General features: G+C 72.9%; 16 protein-coding genes. 9 read left to right on the top strand and 7 right to left on the bottom strand.

Annotated features, from left to right (window positions below):
- Positions 1-84: 84 nt before the first annotated feature.
- The 3 genes from WME76_RS37940 to WME76_RS37930 form a co-directional block, all read right to left on the bottom strand.
- The gene (locus WME76_RS37940) at positions 85-1,329 is read right to left on the bottom strand and encodes an MFS transporter (RefSeq protein ID WP_437957037.1); all 1,245 of its coding nucleotides are present in this window, start codon (positions 1,327-1,329) and stop codon (positions 85-87) included.
- 75 nt (positions 1,330-1,404) lie between these two features.
- A complete protein-coding gene (locus WME76_RS37935) occupies positions 1,405-2,256 on the bottom strand; it encodes a helix-turn-helix domain-containing protein (protein WP_437957036.1) in 852 nt (283 codons plus the stop codon).
- A gap of 4 nt (positions 2,257-2,260) precedes the next feature.
- A complete protein-coding gene (locus WME76_RS37930; protein ID WP_437962200.1) occupies positions 2,261-4,522 on the bottom strand; it encodes a bifunctional salicylyl-CoA 5-hydroxylase/oxidoreductase in 2,262 nt (753 codons plus the stop codon).
- 107 nt (positions 4,523-4,629) lie between these two features.
- Here WME76_RS37930 and WME76_RS37925 point away from each other — a divergent pair, with 107 nt between their 5' ends.
- From WME76_RS37925 to WME76_RS37910, 4 genes are all read left to right on the top strand, one after another.
- Positions 4,630-5,235: a class I SAM-dependent methyltransferase gene (locus WME76_RS37925; protein WP_437957035.1), complete on the top strand. Its 606-nt coding sequence runs from the start codon at positions 4,630-4,632 to the stop codon at positions 5,233-5,235.
- 46 nt (positions 5,236-5,281) lie between these two features.
- On the top strand, positions 5,282-6,601 hold the full coding sequence (locus WME76_RS37920) for a sensor histidine kinase (RefSeq protein ID WP_437957034.1): 1,320 nt from the start codon (positions 5,282-5,284) through the stop codon (positions 6,599-6,601).
- Positions 6,598-7,140: a response regulator transcription factor gene (locus WME76_RS37915; protein ID WP_437957033.1), complete on the top strand. Its 543-nt coding sequence runs from the start codon at positions 6,598-6,600 to the stop codon at positions 7,138-7,140. Before WME76_RS37920 ends, WME76_RS37915 begins: the two co-directional genes overlap by 4 nt.
- A gap of 67 nt (positions 7,141-7,207) precedes the next feature.
- A complete protein-coding gene (locus WME76_RS37910) occupies positions 7,208-9,034 on the top strand; it encodes a glycoside hydrolase family 15 protein (protein ID WP_437957032.1) in 1,827 nt (608 codons plus the stop codon).
- A gap of 292 nt (positions 9,035-9,326) precedes the next feature.
- Here WME76_RS37910 and WME76_RS37905 read toward each other — a convergent pair whose 3' ends face one another.
- Both WME76_RS37905 and WME76_RS37900 read right to left on the bottom strand, forming a co-directional pair.
- Positions 9,327-10,130: a hypothetical protein gene (locus tag WME76_RS37905; protein WP_437957031.1), complete on the bottom strand. Its 804-nt coding sequence runs from the start codon at positions 10,128-10,130 to the stop codon at positions 9,327-9,329.
- A 1,126-nt stretch (positions 10,131-11,256) separates the two neighbouring features.
- A complete protein-coding gene (locus WME76_RS37900; protein WP_437957030.1) occupies positions 11,257-11,703 on the bottom strand; it encodes a hypothetical protein in 447 nt (148 codons plus the stop codon).
- On the opposite strand from WME76_RS37900, the gene WME76_RS37895 reads away from it, so the two are divergent.
- Positions 11,684-12,541 carry an RCC1 domain-containing protein gene (locus tag WME76_RS37895; RefSeq protein WP_437957029.1) on the top strand — a complete coding sequence of 286 codons (858 nt, stop codon included), beginning with the start codon at positions 11,684-11,686 and terminating at the stop codon, positions 12,539-12,541. The two genes, WME76_RS37900 and WME76_RS37895, sit on opposite strands and share 20 nt — an antisense overlap.
- A gap of 404 nt (positions 12,542-12,945) precedes the next feature.
- Positions 12,946-13,590 carry a hypothetical protein gene (locus tag WME76_RS37890; protein WP_437957028.1) on the top strand — a complete coding sequence of 215 codons (645 nt, stop codon included), beginning with the start codon at positions 12,946-12,948 and terminating at the stop codon, positions 13,588-13,590.
- On the opposite strand, the gene WME76_RS37885 is transcribed toward WME76_RS37890, so the two are convergent.
- On the bottom strand, positions 13,572-15,650 hold the full coding sequence (locus tag WME76_RS37885; protein ID WP_437957027.1) for a carotenoid oxygenase family protein: 2,079 nt from the start codon (positions 15,648-15,650) through the stop codon (positions 13,572-13,574). The two genes, WME76_RS37890 and WME76_RS37885, sit on opposite strands and share 19 nt — an antisense overlap.
- A 381-nt stretch (positions 15,651-16,031) precedes the next feature.
- Here WME76_RS37885 and WME76_RS37880 point away from each other — a divergent pair, with 381 nt between their 5' ends.
- The 3 genes from WME76_RS37880 to WME76_RS37870 all read left to right on the top strand — a co-directional run bounded on the left by WME76_RS37880 (position 16,032) and on the right by WME76_RS37870 (position 18,168).
- Complete coding sequence (locus tag WME76_RS37880) at positions 16,032-17,162, top strand: site-2 protease family protein (RefSeq protein ID WP_437957026.1); 1,131 nt, start codon at positions 16,032-16,034, stop codon at positions 17,160-17,162.
- 199 nt (positions 17,163-17,361) lie between these two features.
- A complete protein-coding gene (locus tag WME76_RS37875; RefSeq protein ID WP_437957025.1) occupies positions 17,362-17,712 on the top strand; it encodes a hypothetical protein in 351 nt (116 codons plus the stop codon).
- Between the two features lie 27 nt (positions 17,713-17,739).
- Positions 17,740-18,168, top strand: coding sequence for a hypothetical protein (locus tag WME76_RS37870; RefSeq protein ID WP_437957024.1), 429 nt, complete (start codon positions 17,740-17,742; stop codon positions 18,166-18,168).
- Between the two features lie 203 nt (positions 18,169-18,371).
- Here the strand turns inward: WME76_RS37870 and WME76_RS37865 are convergent, their stop codons facing one another.
- Entirely contained in the window at positions 18,372-19,781 is a 1,410-nt protein-coding gene (locus tag WME76_RS37865; RefSeq protein ID WP_437957023.1) for a sensor histidine kinase, read from the bottom strand.
- Positions 19,782-19,841 lie beyond the last annotated feature (60 nt).

The raw sequence follows: 19,841 nt of genomic DNA, 5'->3' as shown, positions 1-19,841 counted from the left end.
GTCCATGCCCCGGAGGCTAGGTCCTCACGTAGCGTGAGGATCAAGGCACCGCCTCCACTTTTTTTGCTGCCCTCGCGCGCCCCGTCACTCCCCGTCGCCAGCGGCGGGCGCCGCCACGACGCTCGCGCGGAGGAGCACGCCGGCGAGCGCCGCCGCTGCCGCCGCAGCCCAGAACGGCGCGCCCACGCCGACCCGCGCGTAAAGCTGGGTGGCGACGAGCGGCACGATCACACAGGCCAGCTCCTGGAGCGCCTGATGGCCGCCCTGCGCCTGCCCCTGCGCGGCCGGCCCCGCGGCCCGCGACAGGAGGGCGGAGAAGGACGCGGCGAGCAGCCCCTCGCCGCCCGCGAACGCCACGATGGCCGCGACGAACGCCGGCGCCGAGGGGCGGCAAGCGACGACCGCCATCGTCGCGAGGGCGAGGACGACGAGGCCAAGGCCCAACCCGAGGACGCGCGCATCCCCGAGGACCCTGGCCAGGCGCTCCAGCAAGATCCCCTGTACGCACACGTCCGTGACGCCGACCGCGATGACGGCGAAGCTCACCGCGTCGGCGCCCCACCCGAGCCGGTCCTTGGCGAGCAGCGCGAACGTCGCCTGAAGGGAGACGACGGCCGCCGTGAAGAGCACGCCGACGGTCAGGAGCGGACGGAGGTGGCCGAGGCGCAGCAGCCCTGAGAGCTGCGAGAACGGGTCGAGCTTTCTCCACGACATCGCCCGGGCCCGGCGCGCGGGGTCGAGGCTCTCCTCGAGGAACAGATAGCTCCCGGCGGCGTTCAGCGCGGTGAGGAGGGCCGCCAGGAAGAACGGCGCCTTCAGGCCGAGCTGCAAGGCGACACCGCCGAGCGCGGGGCCGGCGATCAGGCCCGCCCCGAACATCGCGCCGATCCGCCCGAAATACCGGGCGCGCTGCTCGGCAGGCGTCGTGTCGCCCAGGTACGCGAACACCGTGCCCACGTTGCCCGCCGTGAGGCCGTCGATCGCGCGCCCGAGGAGCAGGAGCGGAAGCGCGTCGGCGAAGCCGAACAGCGCGTACCCGGCCGCCGAGCCCACCAGGCTGAGCAGGAGCACCGGGCGGCGCCCGACAGCGTCGCTCAGCGCCCCGAGCGCCGGCGCGGCGAGGAAGGCGCAGAGCGAATAGGACGCGCTCAGCAGGCCCACCGCCGAGGCCACATGGGCAGGCTCGCCGTCGAACCGCGCGGCCAGGAAGGGAATCACCGGGGCGACCAGCCCGGTGCCGGCCGCGCTCAGGAAGGCCGTGGCCTGGAGGAACAGGAGCGCCCCGGGGCGTACGCCTGCGCCGGGACGGCGCTGGACGGCGCTCGTCATGCGGAGAACGTGACGACCGCCGCGCCGCCTCGATTGAACAAACGCGACGCGGCGCGCGCTCGCGGGCCGATCAGGTCAAGCGCGCGCGCCGCCGGCTCGGGGGGCGCCCGGCGCGCCCTCGCCGCGCGGCCAGAGGCGCCGCACCTCGTCGGCGTACCGGCCGGGGCTCATGCCCGCGAAGGCGCGGAACTCCCGGGTGAAGTGCGCCTGATCCGCGTAGCCGAGCTCGAAGGCGAGCGCGGTGAGGCGCGCGCCCGGGTCGAGCTCGAGGCGCTCGGTGGCCCGGGAGAAGCGGATGAGCCGCGCGAGCGCCTTGGGAGACACCCCGGCGGATCGCTTGAACTGCCGCTCGAGCTGCCGGACCGACAGCCCGAGCCGCCCGGCGAGCGCGCCGACGCGCGCGCCCCCGTGGCTCGCGTGGAGCTCGATCCCCGCCGCCTCCACCGGGGCGGCGGGCCGGCGGGCCACGCGGCGCCGCGCGAGCAGCCACCCCTCGATCAGCCCGAGCGCCGCGCCGCTCTCGCCCGCCTCGAGGAGCGGGCCGACCCGCGCGGAGAGCGCGCGCAGGCCCGGGCCCACCATCGTGCCGTAGCCGCGCAGATCGGCCTCGTGCTCGAGAAACGAGGCCGCGTGCCACGGATGAAAGCGGACGCCGAGCACGCGCGACAGGCCGCGAGACACCATCCTGGCAGGCTCGTCCCGCACGCCGATCACGAAGACCGGCGGCAAGGGGCGCAGGCGGCCGTCGCGCCCCTCGATGCGCGCGTCGCCGCAGTGGAACACGAGATCGATGCTGGCCTCCGGCAGGAGCCGGTGCTCCTCCGTGCTCGCCGTGTGGCGCTCCTCGTAGAACGAGCAGCTCTGCACCGCGCCGCGCAAGAGGGGGTGGGGCGCATGCTCGCGGTAGCGGACGTGAGCTGACGTCATCGGGTCACCGCATCCGCAGCGTGTACCTCTCGACCGACCTGTACTGAGGCGGCCACTCCATCTCGAACCCCTGCTCCGCGGCGGCGTGCCGCGTCCAGTACGGGTCGTAGAGGTGCGCCCGCGCGAGCGCGCACAGGTCCGCCCTGCCGGCCGCGATGATGCTGTTCACGTCCGCGTAGCTCTGGATGTTGCCCACCGCGATCGTCGGCACCTTCGCCTCGAGCCGCACGAGCTCGGAGAGCGGCGTCTGGAACAGCCTCCCGTACTCGGGCTTGCTTACCGGGTCCGTCTGCCCCGCCGAGACATGGATGATGTCGGCGCCGTGCTCCCGGAGCATCACCGAGAGCGCCACGAGATCGTCCGTCGTGAGCCCGCCCGGCGCCCAGTCGGTCGCGGAGATGCGCACGCTCATCGGCTTCTCCTTGGGCCACGCGGCCCGCACCGCGTCGAACACCTCGAGCGGGTAGCGCATCCGGCGCTCGATCGGGCCGCCGTAGGCGTCCGTGCGCCGGTTCGTGAGCGGCGAGATGAAGCTCGAGAGCAGGTACCCGTGCGCGCAGTGCAGCTCGATCAGGTCGAACCCGGCCTCGTCCGCGCGCCTCGCCGCCTGCACGAAATCCGAGGTCACCTGGTCCATGTCCGCGCGATCCATCGCCTTCGGGACCTGGCTCTCTGCGAGGTACGGCACCGCGGACGCGCTGAGCAGCGGCCAGGCGCCGCGCTCCAGCGGCTCGTCCATCCCCTCCCACATCCGCTTCGTCGCGCCCTTGCGCCCCGCGTGCGCGAGCTGGACGCCGATCCGGGCCCGGGAGTGCGCGTGGACGAAATCGACCACGCGCCGCCAGCGCCCGGCGTGGTCGGGCCGGTAGAGCCCCGCGCAGCCGGGCGTGATGCGCGCCTCGGCGCTCACGTCGGTCATCTCGGTGATCACGAGCCCCGCCCCGCCGAGCGCCCGGCTCCCGAGGTGCACGAGGTGCCAGTCGTCGATCTGCCCGTCGTCCGCGGAGTACTGGCACATCGGCGACACAACGACGCGGTTCTCGAGCACGAGCGACCGCAGCCGGAACGGCGTGAACATCGGCGGCGGCGGGCCGCCGCGCGCGTCGACGCCGCCCGCGTCGACGACGCGCGCCCCCGACTGCTCCTCGGCCTTGCTCGCCACGTGCGCGTCGACCTCGCGCACGAACGCCGGATCGCGCGCCTTCAGCCCCTCGTGCGTCACCCGCAGGCTGCGCGTCAGCAGGCTGAACATGAACTCCACGGGGTCGAGCGCCATGTAGCGCTCGGTGTTCTCGAACCACCGGAGGCTCACCTGCGCCGCCCGCTGGAACGCGGCCACCTTGGGCTTGCGCTCCGCCTCGTAGGCGGCGAGCGCCTCGGGCACGCGCGCGTACCGCCCCAGGCTCTCGACGAGCGCCATCGCGTCCTCGAGCGCGAGCTTCGTCCCCGAGCCGATCGAGAAGTGCGCCGTGTGCGCGGCGTCCCCGAGCAGCACCACGTTGCCCGCGCTCCAGCGCTCGTTGTGCACCGTGGGGAAGCTCCGCCACACGCTCCGGTTCTTCAGCAGCCGGTGCCCCCGGAGCTTGTCGGCGAAGAGCTCCTCGAAGTACGCGATCGTCCCGTCCTCGCCCGCCTGCTCGAGGCCCGCCCGCCGGAAGGTCTCCTCCCGGCACTCGACGATGAACGTCGAGCGATCCGGCTCGTAGCGGTACGCGTGCACCCGGAAGAGCCCGTGGCGGTTCTCCGAGAAGTAGAAGGTGAACGCGTCGAACGGGAACGTCGTGCCGAGCCACACGAACCGGTTCGGCCGGACGTCGATGCGCGGCTGGAACCTGTCGGCGAAGCGCTCGCGGATCCGGCTGTTCACCCCGTCGGCCGCGACGACGAGGTCGCTCCCGGACAGGAGCTCGTCCGGGTCGAGGACCTCCTCCTCGAAGCGCAGGACGACGCCGAGCTCCCGCGCCCGCCCCTGGAGGATCTCGAGCAGCCTCCGGCGCGAGAGGCCGCTGAAGCCGTGCCCCTTCGAGACGAGGACGCGCCCGCGGAAGTGCGCGTGGAGCTCGTCCCAGTGGGCGAGGCTGCCCCGGATCGCGTCGTAGGTCGGGCGGTCGGCGCCCTCGAGGTTGTCGAGCGTCGCGTCCGAGAACACGACGCCGAAGCCGAACGTGTCGTCGGGCCGGTTCCGCTCCACCACGACGACCTCGCGCCGCGGGTCGCGCTGCTTCGCGAGCAGCGCGACGTAGAGGCCCGCCGGCCCGCCGCCCACGCATGTGATCCTCACGCCCTGCTCCCCTGCTGCCGCGCCTGCGCCCGCGCCGGAGCCTACACGAGAACGTCGAGCGCAGCGCCGCCCGCGCGGATTATAACGGCGGTATGAGCGACGAACGGAACTTCCCGGACTGGCAAGAGCTGTATCGAAGCACCCCGGCGGAGAGCATGCCCTGGTACCACGCGCGCCTGGATCCCGACCTCGAGCGGGCGCTCGAGCAGCGGCAGATCGCGCGGGGACGGGCGCTCGACCTCGGCACCGGCCCGGCCACGCAGGCGTTCGCGCTGGCCGAGCGCGGGTTCGACGTCACCGGCACCGATCTCTCCCACGTCGCCATCGAGCAGGCGGCGGCGCAGGCGGCGCAGCGGGGGCTCTCCGCGCGCTTCCTGCAGGACGACATCCTGGACAGCAAGCTCGACGCCCGGTTCGACGTCGTCTTCGACCGCGGCTGCTTCCACTGCCTCCCGCCGGCGCGCAGGGCTGATTACGTCCGCACGCTGAAGCGGCTGGTCGCGCCCGGAGGGCACCTGTTCCTCAAGTGCTTCAGCGCGCTGGAGCCGTACGACCAGGGCCCGTACCGCTTCACGCCCGAGGCGCTGCGCGAGATCTTCGGTGCGGACTTCGAGGTCCTCTCCGCCGAGGAGACCATCTACCACGGTCCCCTGGAGCCGCCCCCGCGCGCGCTGTTCGCCGTGCTGAAGCCGCGGTGAGCGGGGCGCGCCGGAGCGCCCGCGGCGTTCGCGGTATAGTCGTGCCGTGACGCACGAGGCTTCCCTTGACCAGGCGCCGGCGGGCGGGATCGTCCTCCGCTGGCTCATCGGCTTGCGCTGGGCGCTGTTCGCGGTGCTCGCGGCGACCCTCGCCCTCGACGAGGTGCTGTTCGGCTACCACGTCCGGTACGCCATCGCCGTCCCCATCCTGGCGCTGGCCGCCGGGCTCAACGTCGTCCTCGCGCGGCGGCTGAGGTCCGAGCAGGGGGCGCAGAGCGCGCTCGTCGCCGGCGTCGTGGCGCTCGACCTCGTCGCGATCGCCGGCGTCCTCGCCGCGTCGGGCGGCGCGGGCAACCCGTTCAGCGCGCTCTTCTTCGTGCACGTCGCCCTCGCCGCGGCGCTCCTGCCGGCGCGGACGACGTTCGCGCTCGCGGCGCTCGCGGCCTGCCTGTTCGCGGCGCTCTTCGCGCTCCCCTCCGGCGCGTGCTGCCCGAGCCACCCCGAGCACGGCGCCTTCTCGGCCCACCTCTACGGGATGCTCCTCGCCTTCGTGCTGAGCTCGGCGCTCGTCGCCCACGTGCTCCTCAAGGTCCGCCGCGCGCTCGACGAGAGCGCCGCCGAGAACGCGGCGCTGCGCCGGCGCGCGGAGGAGGCCTCGCGGTTCCAGGCGCTCGGCGCGCTCGCTGCCGGCACCGCCCACGAGCTCGGCACCCCGCTCGGGACGATCGCGGTGCTCGCCGAGGAGAGCCTCCACGACCCCGCGTCGAGCGACGCCGCGCGGCGCCGCGCCCGCACGGTCGCGGAGCAGGTCGAGCGCTGCCGCGTGGTCATCGCGCGCATGCGGGCGGACGTCCGGGCGGACGGGCTGCGCGCCGGCGTCGACGTCGGCCAGGCGACGCGGCGCGGCGTGGCGGCGTGGCAGGCGGCGCACCCCGGGGTCGCGGTCGAGGTGCGCGGCGACCTCGCGCCGCGCCGCACGGTGCCGCTCGACGCGGCCGACATCGAGGCGGCGCTGTTCGCCCTGCTCGACAACGCGCTCGAGGCGCTCGGGCCGAGCCCGGCGGCCGCGGGGCCGATCGTCGTCACGGTCGGGGACGAGGGCGGCGCGCCGGTGATCAGCGTCGAGGACGGCGGGGTGGGCGTCCCGCAGGGCCTCGAGGGGCGGCTCGGCGAGCCGTTCGTGACGACCAAGGCCCCCGGCGAGGGGATGGGCCTCGGGCTCTACCTCGTGCGGACGCTCATCGAGCAGGTCGGAGGGCGCCTCACGGTGTCGTCGAGGCAGGGGCCGGACGCAGGCGGCGCGGGCAGCGCCAGCGGCGCGCGCGGCACGCGGGTCGCCCTGCGCCTCGCGCCGGTGGACTCATGAGCGCGGAGCCCGCTTCCGAGCCGACGCTGCTCATCGTCGACGACGACGCGACCTTCCGGTCCGCGCTCGGCCAGGCGCTCGGCAGGAACGGCTTCGCCGTGTTCCTCGCCGGCAGCGCGGAGGAGGCCACGGCGATGGCGCGCGAGCACGTGTTCGAGTACGCGCTCGTCGACGTCCGGATGCCCGGGCAGAGCGGGATCGAGCTCGTGGGGACGCTGCGGGGCATGGATGACGGCATCCGCATCGTGGTGTTCACCGGATACGGCACGATCGCGAACGCGGTGGCGGCGATCCGCGCGGGCGCCGTGGATTACCTGACCAAGCCGGTCGACGCGGCCCGGTGCGCGCGGTCGCTGCTCGGCTTCGCCCCCGCCGCGGGCGGCGACGAGGACCTGCCGTCGCTCGAGCGGGTCGAGTGGGAGTACCTCCAGCGCGTGCTCGCGGACTGCGAGGGGAACATCTCCGAGGCGGCGCGCAAGCTCCGGATGCACCGCCGCTCGCTCCAGCGGAAGCTCTCGCGGCTGCCGCCGCGATCGTGAGCAATTTAACATTCCAGATTTGCCGGGGGGCGGTTCCTATCGGCCGGGCGGGCGCTATGGAGAGGCCATGCCCTACAAGCCCATCGAGTCCTACGGCGTCATCGGCGACATGCACTCCGTCGCGCTGGTCGGGATGGATGGCTCCATCGACTGGTGCTGCCTCCCCCACTTCGACTCGCCGAGCGTGTTCGCCGCCATCCTCGACGACAAGCAGGGGGGCAGCTTCGAGCTCGCCGCGGCGCACAGCGCGTCGCGCAAGCAGATGTACCTGCCGGACACCAACGTGCTCCTCACGCGGTTCCTCGACGCGGAGGGCGTCGGCGAGGTCTGCGACTTCATGCCGATCCACCGGGACACGTACGGCGCGTACCGCCGCGGCATGCACCAGATCGTCCGCGTCGCGCGCGCCGTCCGCGGGGCGGTGCGCTTCCGGCTCTCGTGCCGCCCGGCGATCGACTTCGCCCGCCGCCCCCACCGCGTCCTCCTCGACGACCCGCGCGGCGCCGTCTTCGACTCGGATGGCCTCGACCTCGCCCTGATCAGCCCGGTCCCCCTGCTCCCCGACGGCGCGGGCGGGGTGACCGCGGACTTCGTCCTGCAGGAGGGCGAGTCGGCCACGTTCTCGCTGCGCCAGGTCGAGGACTGGACCGCGAACGCCGACCTGCTCTCGACGCCGATCAACGGCGAGGAGGCGCTCCGGCGCACGGTCACCTTCTGGCGGCAGTGGCTCGGCAAGTCGCGCTACAAGGGGCGCTGGCGCGAGATGGTCGACCGGTCGGCGCTCGTCCTCAAGCTGCTCACGTTCGAGCCGACCGGCGCGATCGTCGCCGCGGCGACCACCAGCCTGCCCGAGGAGATCGGCGGCGTCCGCAACTGGGACTACCGCTATGTCTGGGTGCGCGACGCCGCGTTCACCCTCTACGCGTTCCTCCGGCTCGGCTACACCGAGGAGGCCGCGCGGTTCATGGAATGGCTGAGCGCCCGCGTCTCCGAGGAGGACGGCCCCACCGGCCCGCTCCAGCTCATGTATGGAATCGACGGGCGCCATGAATTGCCCGAGGTCGCGCTGACCCACCTCGACGGCTACCGCGGGTCGAAGCCGGTCCGCGTCGGGAACGGCGCGACAGAGCAGCTCCAGCTCGACATCTACGGCGAGCTCATCGACTCGGTGTACCTGTTCGACAAGTATGGATCTCCCATCTCCTACGACTTCTGGCGCGAGCACCGGCGCATGGCCTACTGGGTTTGCGAGAACTGGGACAAGGAGGACGAGAGCATCTGGGAGGTGCGGGGCGGGAAGCGGCAGTTCGTCTACTCCAAGCTCCAGTGCTGGGTCGCGCTCGACCGCACCTTGCGGCTCGCGGACAAGCGCTCGCTGCCGCTCGACCGGCAGCGCGTCGCCCGCGCGCGGGACGAGGTCTACGAGACGATCATGACCCGCGGCTGGGACGCGGAGCGGCGGACGTTCGTGCAGTCGTTCGGCTCGGCGGCGCTCGACGCGAGCAACCTGCTCATGTCGCTCATGCGCTTCATCTCCCCCACCGATCCGCGCATGGTCGGCACGATCGATCGCACGCTCGCCGAGCTCGCGAGCGACACGCTCGTCCACCGCTACGAGCTCGGCAAGGGCGCCGGCGATGGCCTCGACGGCAAGGAGGGCACGTTCAGCATCTGCAGCTTCTGGCTCGTCGAGGCCCAGGCGCGCGCTGGCCGCCTCGACGACGCGCGGTTCCTCTTCGAGAAGATGCTCACGTACGCCAACCACCTCGGCCTGTACTCCGAGCAGATCGGGCCGAGCGGAGAGCTGCTCGGCAACTTCCCCCAGGCGTTCACCCACCTCGGGCTGGTGAGCGCGGCGTTCTACCTGGATCGCGCGCTCGGTCAGGGCGGCTGAAGGTGGAGCGACGGCGGGTGGAGTGACGGCGGGTGGAGTGACGGCGGGTGGAGTGACGGCGGGGGGGATTGACGGCGGGTGGATGGAGGGCTCGCGCGATCCCCACCGGCATCGGTGGGGCGGCTTCCGCGCGAGCGTGAGGAGGGGAGAGGGAGCCGCCGGCAGCCCGGGATATCCAACCCCGGGCTACCGGCGCTCGGGAACCCATCGAAGAGGAGGGCCGGAGCGGCGCCGTGGCATCCTGGGACGCGGAGCCTGTGGCGCCGTCCGGCGCGGTGCGGTCAGATCAAGCTCACCAGAAGCCGCCGATGCCGCCGAAGCCGCCGCCGAAGCCGCACGGGCTGAAGCACGGGTTGACGAACGTCGGGACGAGGCTGGTGATCGACGTCGTGACCGCCGTCAGACCGCAGCCGAAGCCGCCGCCGAAGCCGCCGAAGCCGCCACCGAAGCAGCGCGCACCGTCACGCTGGCTGGCGTCCTGCCCCACGAGGCCCGTCTGCCCGACGCCGACCTGGCTGATGCCGGCCGTCTGACCCGTCTGCGCCCAGCCGAGCTGCCCCTTCGAGGCGACCTGCGCCTGCGAGCTGATCTGCGCCTGCGAGCCGATCTGCGCCTGCGAGCCGATCTGCGCCGGCCCGACCTGCGCCTGCGAGGGGCCCATCTGCCCGACGGCGGACTGGCCGATCTGCGCCGGGCCTTGCTGCCCGTACTCGCCCTTCGTCGGGTAGCCCTTGGTCGGGAGACCCTTGGTCGGGAGGCTGCCCTTGCTCGGGAACGAGGCCTTGCTGGGCAGGAGCTCGCCCTTGCTGGGGCCGAACTCGCCCTTGCTGGGCAGCATCTGGCCGACCTTCGAGGGCAGACCCTTGCTCGGGGGCAGGCCGAGCTTGCTGGGCCCCATCTGGCCGACCTGGGCCTGCGACTGAGCCGCGTACCCGCCGCGCTCGGCCTCTTCCAGCGCCGCGGTCGTGGAGTCGACGCTCTCCTCGTCGAGCTCCACCGCGTCCATGTCGACCTCCTCGTCCGCGCCCGCCGCGCACCCGGCCCCGAGCGCCAGCACCATCGCGAGACCCATCATCTTGCCGTGAATCGAGATCATTGGTCCTCCCCGGTGTCCATGCCTGGCCTTGCGGCCCCGAACACCTTGGCTCACCTATGAGCAGGGTGTGTGCCTCGCTCTTCTGTGCAGGTGCTGCCGCTCCGAGCCCGCGTGGATTCGCGCGCTGCGTCCGCGAAATAGGCGCTCCTCGGATCTGCGCGCCCTTGGGACTTCTCCGCGATTCGAGCAAATTGGACCCTGGTGACGCGCGTCGCGCGCGCGCCTCGGCGCTTGTTTTCGCGCCGGATCGGCGGCTCGTCGTCCTCGCCGCGCCCCTGCGCGCGGCAAAAAACGATACGAGACATGGCCCACGCGCTCTCTGCCGCGTGGAGCTCCCGCCGCGGCGCGATCCCGCGCTGCGGTCGTGGCGAGCTCAGGTGTTGTCAAAATGTGGAGCTCCCCTCCGCGGGCAGAAAAACGCGGGCCGCGCGCAGCGCCGACGCAACCGCTCGCGCCGTCCCGGGGAGACGGCCGCGCTGCGCCCTGCCTGCTCAGCGCCGTACGGGTCGTCACGTTTGTGCATCCGCGCGCTCGCAGGAGCGGAATGCTCGCTTCGGGCCGGAATGCTCCGCCGTGGCCGTGATCGAACCCTCCACGACATAACCGCTCCGGGCCGTGTCGCCGCCATGTCGCGACGTTACGCGCCGTTCATGCGTGCTCGCATCCGGCTAGGTCGCGTGTCCGCAGCTTTCCGCGTTGGGCGCAGCTAGGACGTAAAATAACAGGACCGCAGGACCGCTGGAGTGGAGAAGACGCGGCGAGTCGGGGCGCGAAGAGGCGTTTGCCGCCCGGCGCTCGGATCTCCTGTCGAGCGCATCGGGCATCGATCTCCAGCGGCCTTCCGGGGGCTCCAGCAGGGCAACTCGGTGGTAATGAAGTTTTACGCTGAGATTGCAGCCATTACCCGCGGGGTGGGACTGAGCTAGATTTCGTGCTGCGCTCCTCGAGCTCCTCCCTGGAGACGAAGCCCGTTGCCCCGGCGGCACCGCGCCGGCTTCCGCGGTGGATCCGGGAGGCAGCGAGGGCACGGAGGAGAAAGAACGAGCGTCTCTGTGTCCTCTGCGCCTCTCGGGCCCGTCTCATGAATCAGGGGCGAGCCGGGAAGCGCGGTACCAACGCGAGGTCTTCACATGAGTTCGAAACGTTCCTTGGTGATACTGGGCTTCTTGGCTTGTGGATGGATGGCCTGCTCGTCGTCGGGCGGGGAGGAAGGCACGGGCGGCGCGGCCGCGTCCGGCGGCGGCGACCCCGGCGTCACCAGCGCCGGCAGCGGGACGACGAGCGGCGTCGGGGCCGGCAGCGCGAGCAGCGCCTCGGCCGGCAGCGCGACCAGCACCTCGGCCAGCAGCGCGAGCAGCACCTCGGCCAGCAGCACCGGGGCGAGCAGCGCGAGCAGCACCTCGGCCAGCGGCGCGAGCAGCACCTCGGCCAGCAGCACGACGGGCGCGGGGGGCAGCGACCCGGGCACCGGGTCGGATTCTCCGGCGTGCGCCGGGCTCAACAACGGATCGGGCACGACCATCCCGTGCGCGACGACGGTCGACGGCAAGGCGGTGTGCTTCGCGTCGACCACGCCGACGACGCTCACGTACGAGGGGGGCGGGGAGATCACCGGCGTCGTCCAGGTCACGGGCAAGGGCTTCACCGAGGAGGCGTGCGTCCTGCTCGACACGGGCGCGGTGCACTGCGGCCGTCACACAACGATCTCCAGGACGCCCACCGTCGGCGCGGGCGCGACGATGGTCTCCGGCGGCCTCAACCACGCGTGCGCGATCGTCGGCAGCGCCGTCAAGTGCTGGGGCGGGGACGTCCCCGCGGACGTGACGTTCAGCGGCGAAGCGCCCGTCCAGGTCGCTTGTTATTACCATGGCTGCTGCGCGGTGACCGACGCAGCGAAGCTGTACTGCTGGGGCGAGAACAACGGCGGAATGCACGGCATCGGCACCTCATCAGGCACGGGCGGCCCCGTGTCGCCCACGACGGTCCCGGGCAGGGCGCTCTACGTCGGTCCGGGTCAAGATCACATGTGTGCGGTCTTCGAGGGTGGCAAGGTCCAGTGCTGGGGTCAGGACTGGAACAAGCAGCTCGGCGGCCTCGGCGCCTCGTCCGACCCGGGCGTCACCCTGGTCGAGTCGGGGGCGGTCGCCGTGGTCGGCGGGCAGTTCCACACCTGCGTGCTCCTGGCGACGGGGCAGGTCCAGTGCTCGAGCGGCGGGCAGTCCGAGGGCGCAGGGCTCGACATGGGCCGGCTCACGCCCGTCGCGGGCATCTCGACCGCCGTCGCGCTCTCGGCGGGGAAGCACTATAGCTGCGCCCGGCTCGCGGACGCCTCCGTGCAGTGCTGGGGCGCGATCAACCACAGCGCCACCCCCGCGACGATCAGCGGCCTGAGGACGCGCGACTGCGACTGAGGCGCGCAGGCCCCCATGCGCGGCCGGCCCCGCGGACCTGCGACGCGCCGCGGCGCGCGCATCGCGGGCGGGCGGATCGCCCCCGATGCGACGCGCAGCGCCGCCGCGCGCCGCTCCTCCGGGAACGGACGGGGGCGCAGCGGCGTCATTCCCCCTTGCGCAGGACGTTCAGTAAATGGTCCAGTGGATGACGTCGGAGACGGGGAGGGAGCATCCGAGTTGTTGGCTGTCGCACGGTGCCTGTCGTGTCGACGGCGGATTGTCTCGTGCTGTCCGGGACACCGGCTCGACGCGGTACCCGGCGCTGGCCGATCGGCGCCGGTGGGGCTCCGGATCGAGCCTTCCCGGCGGAGGATTGCATCGTCGGCGCGCGCCGGGGGCGGGCGCTGGAGCAGAGCGGGAACATGCTTGAAGGGCGCATCACGGCCGTCGCAACGTATCTTCCGGAGCGCGTCGTCACGAACCAGGAGCTCGTCACGAGCTACGGTCTCCCTTGCTCCGCCGACTGGCTCCAGCGGGCGACGGGGGTCGTGGAGCGGCGCTTCGCCGGCGCGGCGGAGACCACGCTGTCCATGGCCGCCGCGGTGCTGCGGCAGCTCATCGAGGCGGGGCGGCTCCGCGACCCGTTCGTCGACGTCCTCATCATGACGAGCGGCGACGGCGCGCGGGGCGACGGCGGCGCGGCGGCGTTCGCCGCGTGCATGGCCGGCCTCTCGCCCGAGCTGGTGCTCGACCTCTCGTCCGCGCAGGGCGGCCTCGCCGCGGCGCTCCACGTGGCGAACCGGCACCTCGACAGGGGCTTCCGGCGCGCGCTCGTCGTCGCGAGCGAGGTGCGGTCGTCGCGCCTGCGCGCGGGGCAGCCGTGGGCCGGCCACGACCTCGAGGCGGTCCTCGGCGACGGCGCCGTGGGCGTGCTGCTCGAGCGGGGCGACGGCGTCGTGCCCGACGCGCGCGGCGCGGCGCTGCTCGGGTCCCGCGCGGCGGCGCCGCTGCTCGGGTCCCGCGTGGCGGCGCCGCTGCTCGCCGCGCCTCACGCGAGCCGCGGATAGACCTCCTCCTCGAACAGCGTCTTCACCTCGTCGGTGGGGGCCTCGGCCACGAAGTCCTCGTGATCCTCCGCCGCCGGCACGCGGTATCCGCCCCTCCAGGGCGCGACAGCGTTGAGCCACGCCATGTGCTGGGTGAGCCCCGGCCGGAACGACGGGTGCCCGAGCTTGCAGAGCGGCCCGCGCGCCAGGTTCGTCGCGTCGAACACCCAGATCTCGGCCCGGTGCGCCGTCGCGACGAGCGCGACCACGTACCCGTCGGTGTCCGCGCCGCTGCCGCCGCGCCGCGGCACGAACTGCAGCGAGCTGATCCAGCCCCCCACGGCGCGGCGCGGGAGCTCGTGGCGATCCTCGATGCGCATCGCGCGGTGGTTGAACCGGAACAGGCTGTCGGGGTGCCCGCCCTCGGCGCGCATCCGCCGGAGCGCGGCCAGGGGGAGCGACCGGTGCGGGTGCGCCGCGTAGAGCCGGTCGATGAACTCGGTCGAGAGCTCGTCCCAGACCCCGACGCCGCGCCAGTAGACGTTCTCGAGCCGATCGGGCGGCATCCACGACGCGCCTGTCTCCCGGTACGTGTAGAGGCCGACGCCGAGCGCCCGCGCCGGGTCGGCGAACACCGTTTGATCCACGACCCGCTCGGCGGCCGCGTCGAGCGTGTACCGGCCGATCCGGTGCACGTCCGCCTGCCCGGACGGGGACATCCCGCGGAGCCGCGGCGGCGCCGGGGCCTTGCTGGCCGCGTGCCGGTCGAAGGACCGCAGCCACTCCCCGTGATCGGTCGCGCAGCTGTGCGCCGCGTGCACGGTGATGCGGTCGCCCGCGTCCTCGTAATCGACGAGGAAATGGAGCGTCTCCAGGGGGACGACGACCTTCTTCACGACGGCCTGCCCGCCGCCTGGCCGCAGCGCGTCCCGCCGGACCAGGTAGAACGTCGTGCTCGGCTCCTGGGGCATGGTGAGCAGCGCCCGGAGGAGGCGCTCGACGCCGGGGCTCTCCGGCGCGCTCTGGCTGACCACGCTCTCCAGGCCGATCCTGGGCGCCGTGTCCGCGAGCACGACCCAGCGCCGCGTCAGCCCGAGCTGGTGCACGCTCTGCTCGATCCGCAACGGCCGCACCGCCGCGCCGCCCGGCGCCGGCAGGACGAGCTGGTGCCGCTCCGGCTCGTTGTGGCCGTCCCACCGCAGCAGGAACACGAAGTCTCCCCCGGCCTCGGCGAGCGGGGTGCCGCCGAGGCGCGCCGCCTGCCGCGCCAGCAGGTCGCCCGGGCCCGGCGGCGCGCCCGGGCGCAGGCGCGCGGGCAGGAGCTCGAGCGCGCGCTTCGCGAACAGATCGAGCCGCTCCGCGCTCGGCCGGAGCATCTGCTGCTCGATCATCGACGCGGCCGCCGACGCGAGCCGGTCCCAGGAGCGCGGGAGCGCGCCGAGCTCGTCGAGCCACGGGAGCGACGCGAGGAAGCGGGGGAGGAGCGAGCGGCCGTGGTTGACGGTGAAGAGCTCGCCCCGCGCGGCGTCGAAGCACGGGTGCGCGGTCGCCAGCGTCACCGGAAACGGGTGATCGACGGGCACCGCCGGGTACCACGTGCTGTTGCGCCCGACCGGCGTGACGAGCTCCAGCGTCGCCGGGTCGATCTCGTAGGGTCTCCCGGCGTCCCCGGTGACGAGGAGGCGCGCCGGCGCGCGCGGCGCGTGCATGGGCACGAGCGCGTGGTTGAGGTGGTTGCGCAGGCCGAGGTGGGGCGAGAAGCGGAGCAGCCCGGCGTCGCGGAAGCCGAGCGCCTCGAAGCGCGTGCCGGGCCGCGAGGCCGCGTCCGCGTGATAGCAGGGGGTGCGCGCGAGCCGCGACGTCAGCCGGACCGGGCCGCCCGTGTCGAAGTCGAGCCGGTAGATCATCCCATTGCCGTTCGGGATCGGCGCGCTGTCCGCCCCGGGCAGGCCGCTATCGATCGAGCCCGCCGGCCCGATCGCGAATACATGGCCCGTGAGGTCCCTCGGCACGCCGCTCGAGAGCGACGATTCGAGCACGGTGAGCTCGACGCCCGTGAGCTCTTCCGCGCTCGCTGCCATCAATGCATCGGGGACCCGCTGGCGCATGGGCGACCTCGGTCACACCACGCTACGCCAATTCACGCGCCGCGGGGAGCGCGCCGCGCTGCGCTGCGCGATTTCGAGCGACGATTCCCGCCTGGGACGGAAACATGAGTGAACGCGAACGCCTCGGCGTGGGAGCAGAAGCGTCACCGCACGGCGAGCGCTGGAATCGAGTCGGCGCGGCGCTCGCCGCCGATTTCGGGGCCATTCCACCTCGGCTTCCACCTCCGCCTGGGTGCGCCTGCGCATTGCGGGGCAGATTGGCGCGAATGGTCCTGTTTTCCATGCGCCGGCGCGCTCTCGGCGGCTTGCGAAGGCGCTTGTCGGCCCCATCTGTGCGAGTGCACCAGGAGGCACATGTTCGACCACGGGTTGACTGTCCTGAGGATCCGGGGAATCCCGATCAAGCTGCACATCACGTTGCTGATATTCCTGCCGTACGTCGCGTATGTGGCGGCGTCGCAGTTCTCGCTGATCGCGTCGTCGCTCGAGATCCCACTAGAGTCCATGCGGCTGCCGCCGCTCGCCTGGGGAGGGATCCTGGCGGTGGGGCTGTTCGTCGCGGTCCTGGCGCATGAGCTGGCCCACTCGTTCGTCGCGCTCAGGAATGGAGTCCGGGTGCGCTCGATCACGCTGATGATGCTGGGCGGCGTCTCGCTGATGGAGCGCGACGATCCCGAGCACGAGGCGTGGATGGCGTTCGCGGGGCCGCTGATGAGCTTTGGCATCGCGCTCGGCAGCTACGGCGCCTATCGCCTGCTCCCGGGGCCGGCGGAGGTCCGCGCGGCGCTCCTGGCGTTCGCGCTCACGAACGCGATCATCGGCGCGTTCAACCTGCTCCCCGCGTTCCCGATGGATGGCGGCCGGGTGCTGCGCGGGCTGCTCCGCCGCCGCCTCGGGCCGGTCCGCGCGACGCGCGTCGCCACCGCGGTCGGCAGGGGCATGGCGGTGGTCTTCGGGCTCTTCGGCCTGCTCTCGTGGAACTTCATCCTCGTGCTGATCGCCGTGTTCGTCTACATGGGCGCCTCGTCCGAGCAGGCGCGCTCCAGCACGCGCGAGCTGCTCCGCGGCGTCCCCGTCGCGCGGTTCATGACCGATCGGCTCGGCGACGCCTATGCGGACGAGAGCCCTCGCGCGGTGGCCGAGCGGCTGCTGCGCGACAACCTGGTCGGCGCGCGGGTGATCGACGAGCCCGTGGGCGGCGAGGGGCGCCGGGAGATCGGCGTCGTCACGGTCTGGGACCTCGCGCGCCAGCTCGGGCGCGGCGTCGCCCCGGCGACGGTGGGCGCGGTGATGCCCGTCGACGTGCCCAGGGCGCGCGCCGACGACGACGCGTCGCGCTCGATCGACGCGCTGGCGAGCGGCGAGGCGAGCGCGGTCGCGGTGCTCGACGGGGGAGAGCACGTGATCGGGCTGGTGACGACGGCGGAGATCCAGCGCGCGCTCGCGCTCGCCGGCGCGCTCGGCGCGCCGCGCGCGGGCGGCTGAGCGCTCCGTCACCGGAGATCCCGAGTCGCGCCGCCCCGCGCTGGCACTCGCATTGCTGAGCTGCCCCGCGAGGAGCACGAATGTGAACCATGACATGAAGCATGACGTGAAGCGTGACGTGAAGCATGACGTGAAACTGAGCAACACGGTGACTTCGCTCGTGCGAAGACGGCCCACGTGTCGCTCGGTGACGAGGTCCGTGCTCACGGCGGCTGCGCTCGGGCTCGGCGCCTCGCTGCTCACGGGCTGCCTCGCGACGGTCGGGACGGAGGGCTATGTCGTGTCCGGCTATCCGGCGGTGCGCGCGGAGGTCGTTCCGGTGGAGATCGCGGCCTATCCGCGCGTCTATTTCCGCGGGACCTACGCGTACCTGGTCGACGGCCAGTGGTATTACCCGACGAACCGGGGCTGGGTGATCTTCGAGGAGGAGCCGGTGGAGCTCAGGCGCTACCGGCAGACCTACCGGGCGTCGCCGCGGTACGTGCCGGAGCGCGAGCTGAGCTATCCGCGCGAGCGGGGGCGCCGTTTCTACACGCCGCATGGACGGTGAGGCAGCAGCGAAAGGACAGGTTCGAGGATGAATCAGGAGAAGAGCGTCTTTCCCCTCTGCGGTCTCGCTTTATCGGGCTTCCTGGCCGCGGGCTGCATCGTCGACGTGCGGGACGGGGCTCGTCCCCGGCCAGCCGTCGGGAGCCTCACGGTCGAGTGGACGGTGAACCGCCGGAGCGACCCGCGGGTCTGCGACCGATACGGCGGCCGCCAGGGCGCCGATTTCGAGCTGATCGTCTACCGGGGCAGCCGCGAGGTGGCGCGGGAGTACGCGAGCTGCGAGGACTTCAGCATCACGGTGGATCTCCCGCCCGACGAGTACAGGGCCATAGCCACGCTCGTGGAGCGGGGCGACGAGCGCCCTGTCACCACGACGCTGCCGCTCGAGGACCTCCGCATCGTGCGGGGCGCTCAGCTCAACGTCGACGTCGACTTCCCGTCGACCTCGTTCCTTTGAATGACGAGCCGCTCGTCTCTGATACCGCGAAGACGGTAGGCCCCCGGAGAGGGTGTTCGTCGCGCGGGGTGGGGGATGGGCCGATGTCTGAGCCTGAGACATGAGTCATCCGGCAAGGCCGGATGGCTCATGTCTCAGGCGAGTTCGGCGGGGCCCCCACCCCGCGCGACGAACACCCTCTCCGGGGGCCGGTCAGCTCGGCGCTACCCCGATCGAGGAATGGTGAGCCGCACCCGCGTCTCGCCGCGCGGCCCGTCCTCGATGGTGAGCCCGTAGTTCGTGTGGGCCGCGATCGCGTGCGCCGCGATGAGCGGCACCGCCGGAGGCCGCCCCTGCGCGACCGCCTCGAAGTCGCGGCTCAGCACCACGCTCCGCGCCGCGGCAGGGAGCGCCGGGCCCGCGTCGTCGAAGGTGATCTCGACCCCGCTCGGGTTGTCGACGAGCGTGACAACCACCTCGCTGCCCGGCGGCGACGCGCTGATGGCGTGGTCGAGCAGCGCGTGCAGCAGCACCGTCAGCGCGCCCTGCGGCACCACCTCCTGCGTCGCCTCCGGCGACTCGAGCACCACGCGCACGTCGTGGCGGGCGGCGCGCGCGACGTCGTCCTTCACGACGTCGCGCAGCAGGTCGGCGACGTCGCAGTGGCGCGGGAACTCGTGGAGCGGGCACGCGCCCAACCTCGCGAGATCACTCACGGTTTCCGAGGCCGCCGTCACGTGGCGCCCGACCGACGAGGCCGTCTCGCCCACGTCGCCGCCGTGGCTCCGGAGCGGCGCGATGTCGCGGCCGATCGCCGACAGGATGCCGCGGAGCTGCGTCCCGAGCACGCGCGCCGCGGCGACGAGCACGGCGAGGCTGTCGCCGCTCGGCGGCAGGTGCGACACCGGATCGCTGCCGAGCCGCGACACGGCGCCCGCCAGCGACCCGCGCTCGCGCTCGCCCTCGACCCGCGAGAACACCGCGGCGAGCTCGCGCGCGTAGGCCTCGCCCTGCGCCTGCGCCGCGGCCAGCTCCTTCTTGAGGCTCTCGACCTCGAGGCGCTGCTGGTCGATCTCCGCGGGCAGCGTCAGCGTCTGCATCAGCCCGTCGAGCTCGAGCCGGCCGCCGTAGCGGAGCGCCATCCGCGACAGCCACACCCGCTCGGTCTCGAAGTTCACGGGCGTCTCCGGGCCGAGGTTGACGCGGACGCTCACCTCCTCGCCGACGCGGCGGATGCTCACCTCGGGCGCGCCGGCCTGGCTGGTCGGATCGCCGCCCTGGGCGATGAGCACCTGGAGCATCCGCCGGAGCTCGGTCTCGTCGCCGAACACGGTGGTGCCCTCGCCCATCTCGATCTGCACGCGCGCCTCGGGCGCGACCTCCCAGAGCAGCGCCGTGAGGTCGACGCGGCCGCGCCGCCCGCGCGCCATGGGCCGGCCGTGGAGCGACGCGAGCATGCTCACCGCCTCGTCGAGCCGGTTGAGCGTGCTCTCGACGCCGCCCGCGCCGTCGTCCTGCGTCGGCAGCGGCGGCGGCGTGGCCTCGGTCGCGATCATCCCCACGCCTTGGCGGAGCTTCTGGGCGGCGCTGCGCGCCTCCTGCGCCAGCAGCCACGTCAACTCGGGTCGGGTCAATCTGTCGCTGGTCACCCTGTTGTCCCTCTGTCCGCCGCGCTCCGCGGATTCGCGCGCCAT

The sequence above is a fragment of the Sorangium sp. So ce119 genome (assembly GCF_051524405.1).
GTDB classification, from domain to species: domain Bacteria; phylum Myxococcota_A; class Polyangia; order Polyangiales; family Polyangiaceae; genus Sorangium; species Sorangium cellulosum_G.
Note: the sequence above shows the minus strand (reverse complement) of the source record. Positions and strands in the feature narration are given on the sequence as shown.

Excerpts from the sequence above, each read along its gene's own strand:
- WME76_RS37940 (WP_437957037.1), bottom strand. The coding sequence starts at position 1,329 with ATGACGAGCGCCGTCCAGCGCCGTCCCGGCGCAGGCGTACGCCCCGGG.
- WME76_RS37935 (WP_437957036.1), bottom strand. The coding sequence starts at position 2,256 with ATGACGTCAGCTCACGTCCGCTACCGCGAGCATGCGCCCCACCCCCTC.
- WME76_RS37925 (WP_437957035.1), top strand. The coding sequence starts at position 4,630 with ATGAGCGACGAACGGAACTTCCCGGACTGGCAAGAGCTGTATCGAAGC.
- WME76_RS37915 (WP_437957033.1), top strand. The coding sequence starts at position 6,598 with ATGAGCGCGGAGCCCGCTTCCGAGCCGACGCTGCTCATCGTCGACGAC.
- WME76_RS37910 (WP_437957032.1), top strand. The coding sequence starts at position 7,208 with ATGCCCTACAAGCCCATCGAGTCCTACGGCGTCATCGGCGACATGCAC.
- WME76_RS37905 (WP_437957031.1), bottom strand. The coding sequence starts at position 10,130 with ATGATCTCGATTCACGGCAAGATGATGGGTCTCGCGATGGTGCTGGCG.
- WME76_RS37890 (WP_437957028.1), top strand. The coding sequence starts at position 12,946 with ATGCTTGAAGGGCGCATCACGGCCGTCGCAACGTATCTTCCGGAGCGC.
- WME76_RS37885 (WP_437957027.1), bottom strand. The coding sequence starts at position 15,650 with ATGGCAGCGAGCGCGGAAGAGCTCACGGGCGTCGAGCTCACCGTGCTC.
- WME76_RS37880 (WP_437957026.1), top strand. The coding sequence starts at position 16,032 with ATGTTCGACCACGGGTTGACTGTCCTGAGGATCCGGGGAATCCCGATC.
- WME76_RS37870 (WP_437957024.1), top strand. The coding sequence starts at position 17,740 with ATGAATCAGGAGAAGAGCGTCTTTCCCCTCTGCGGTCTCGCTTTATCG.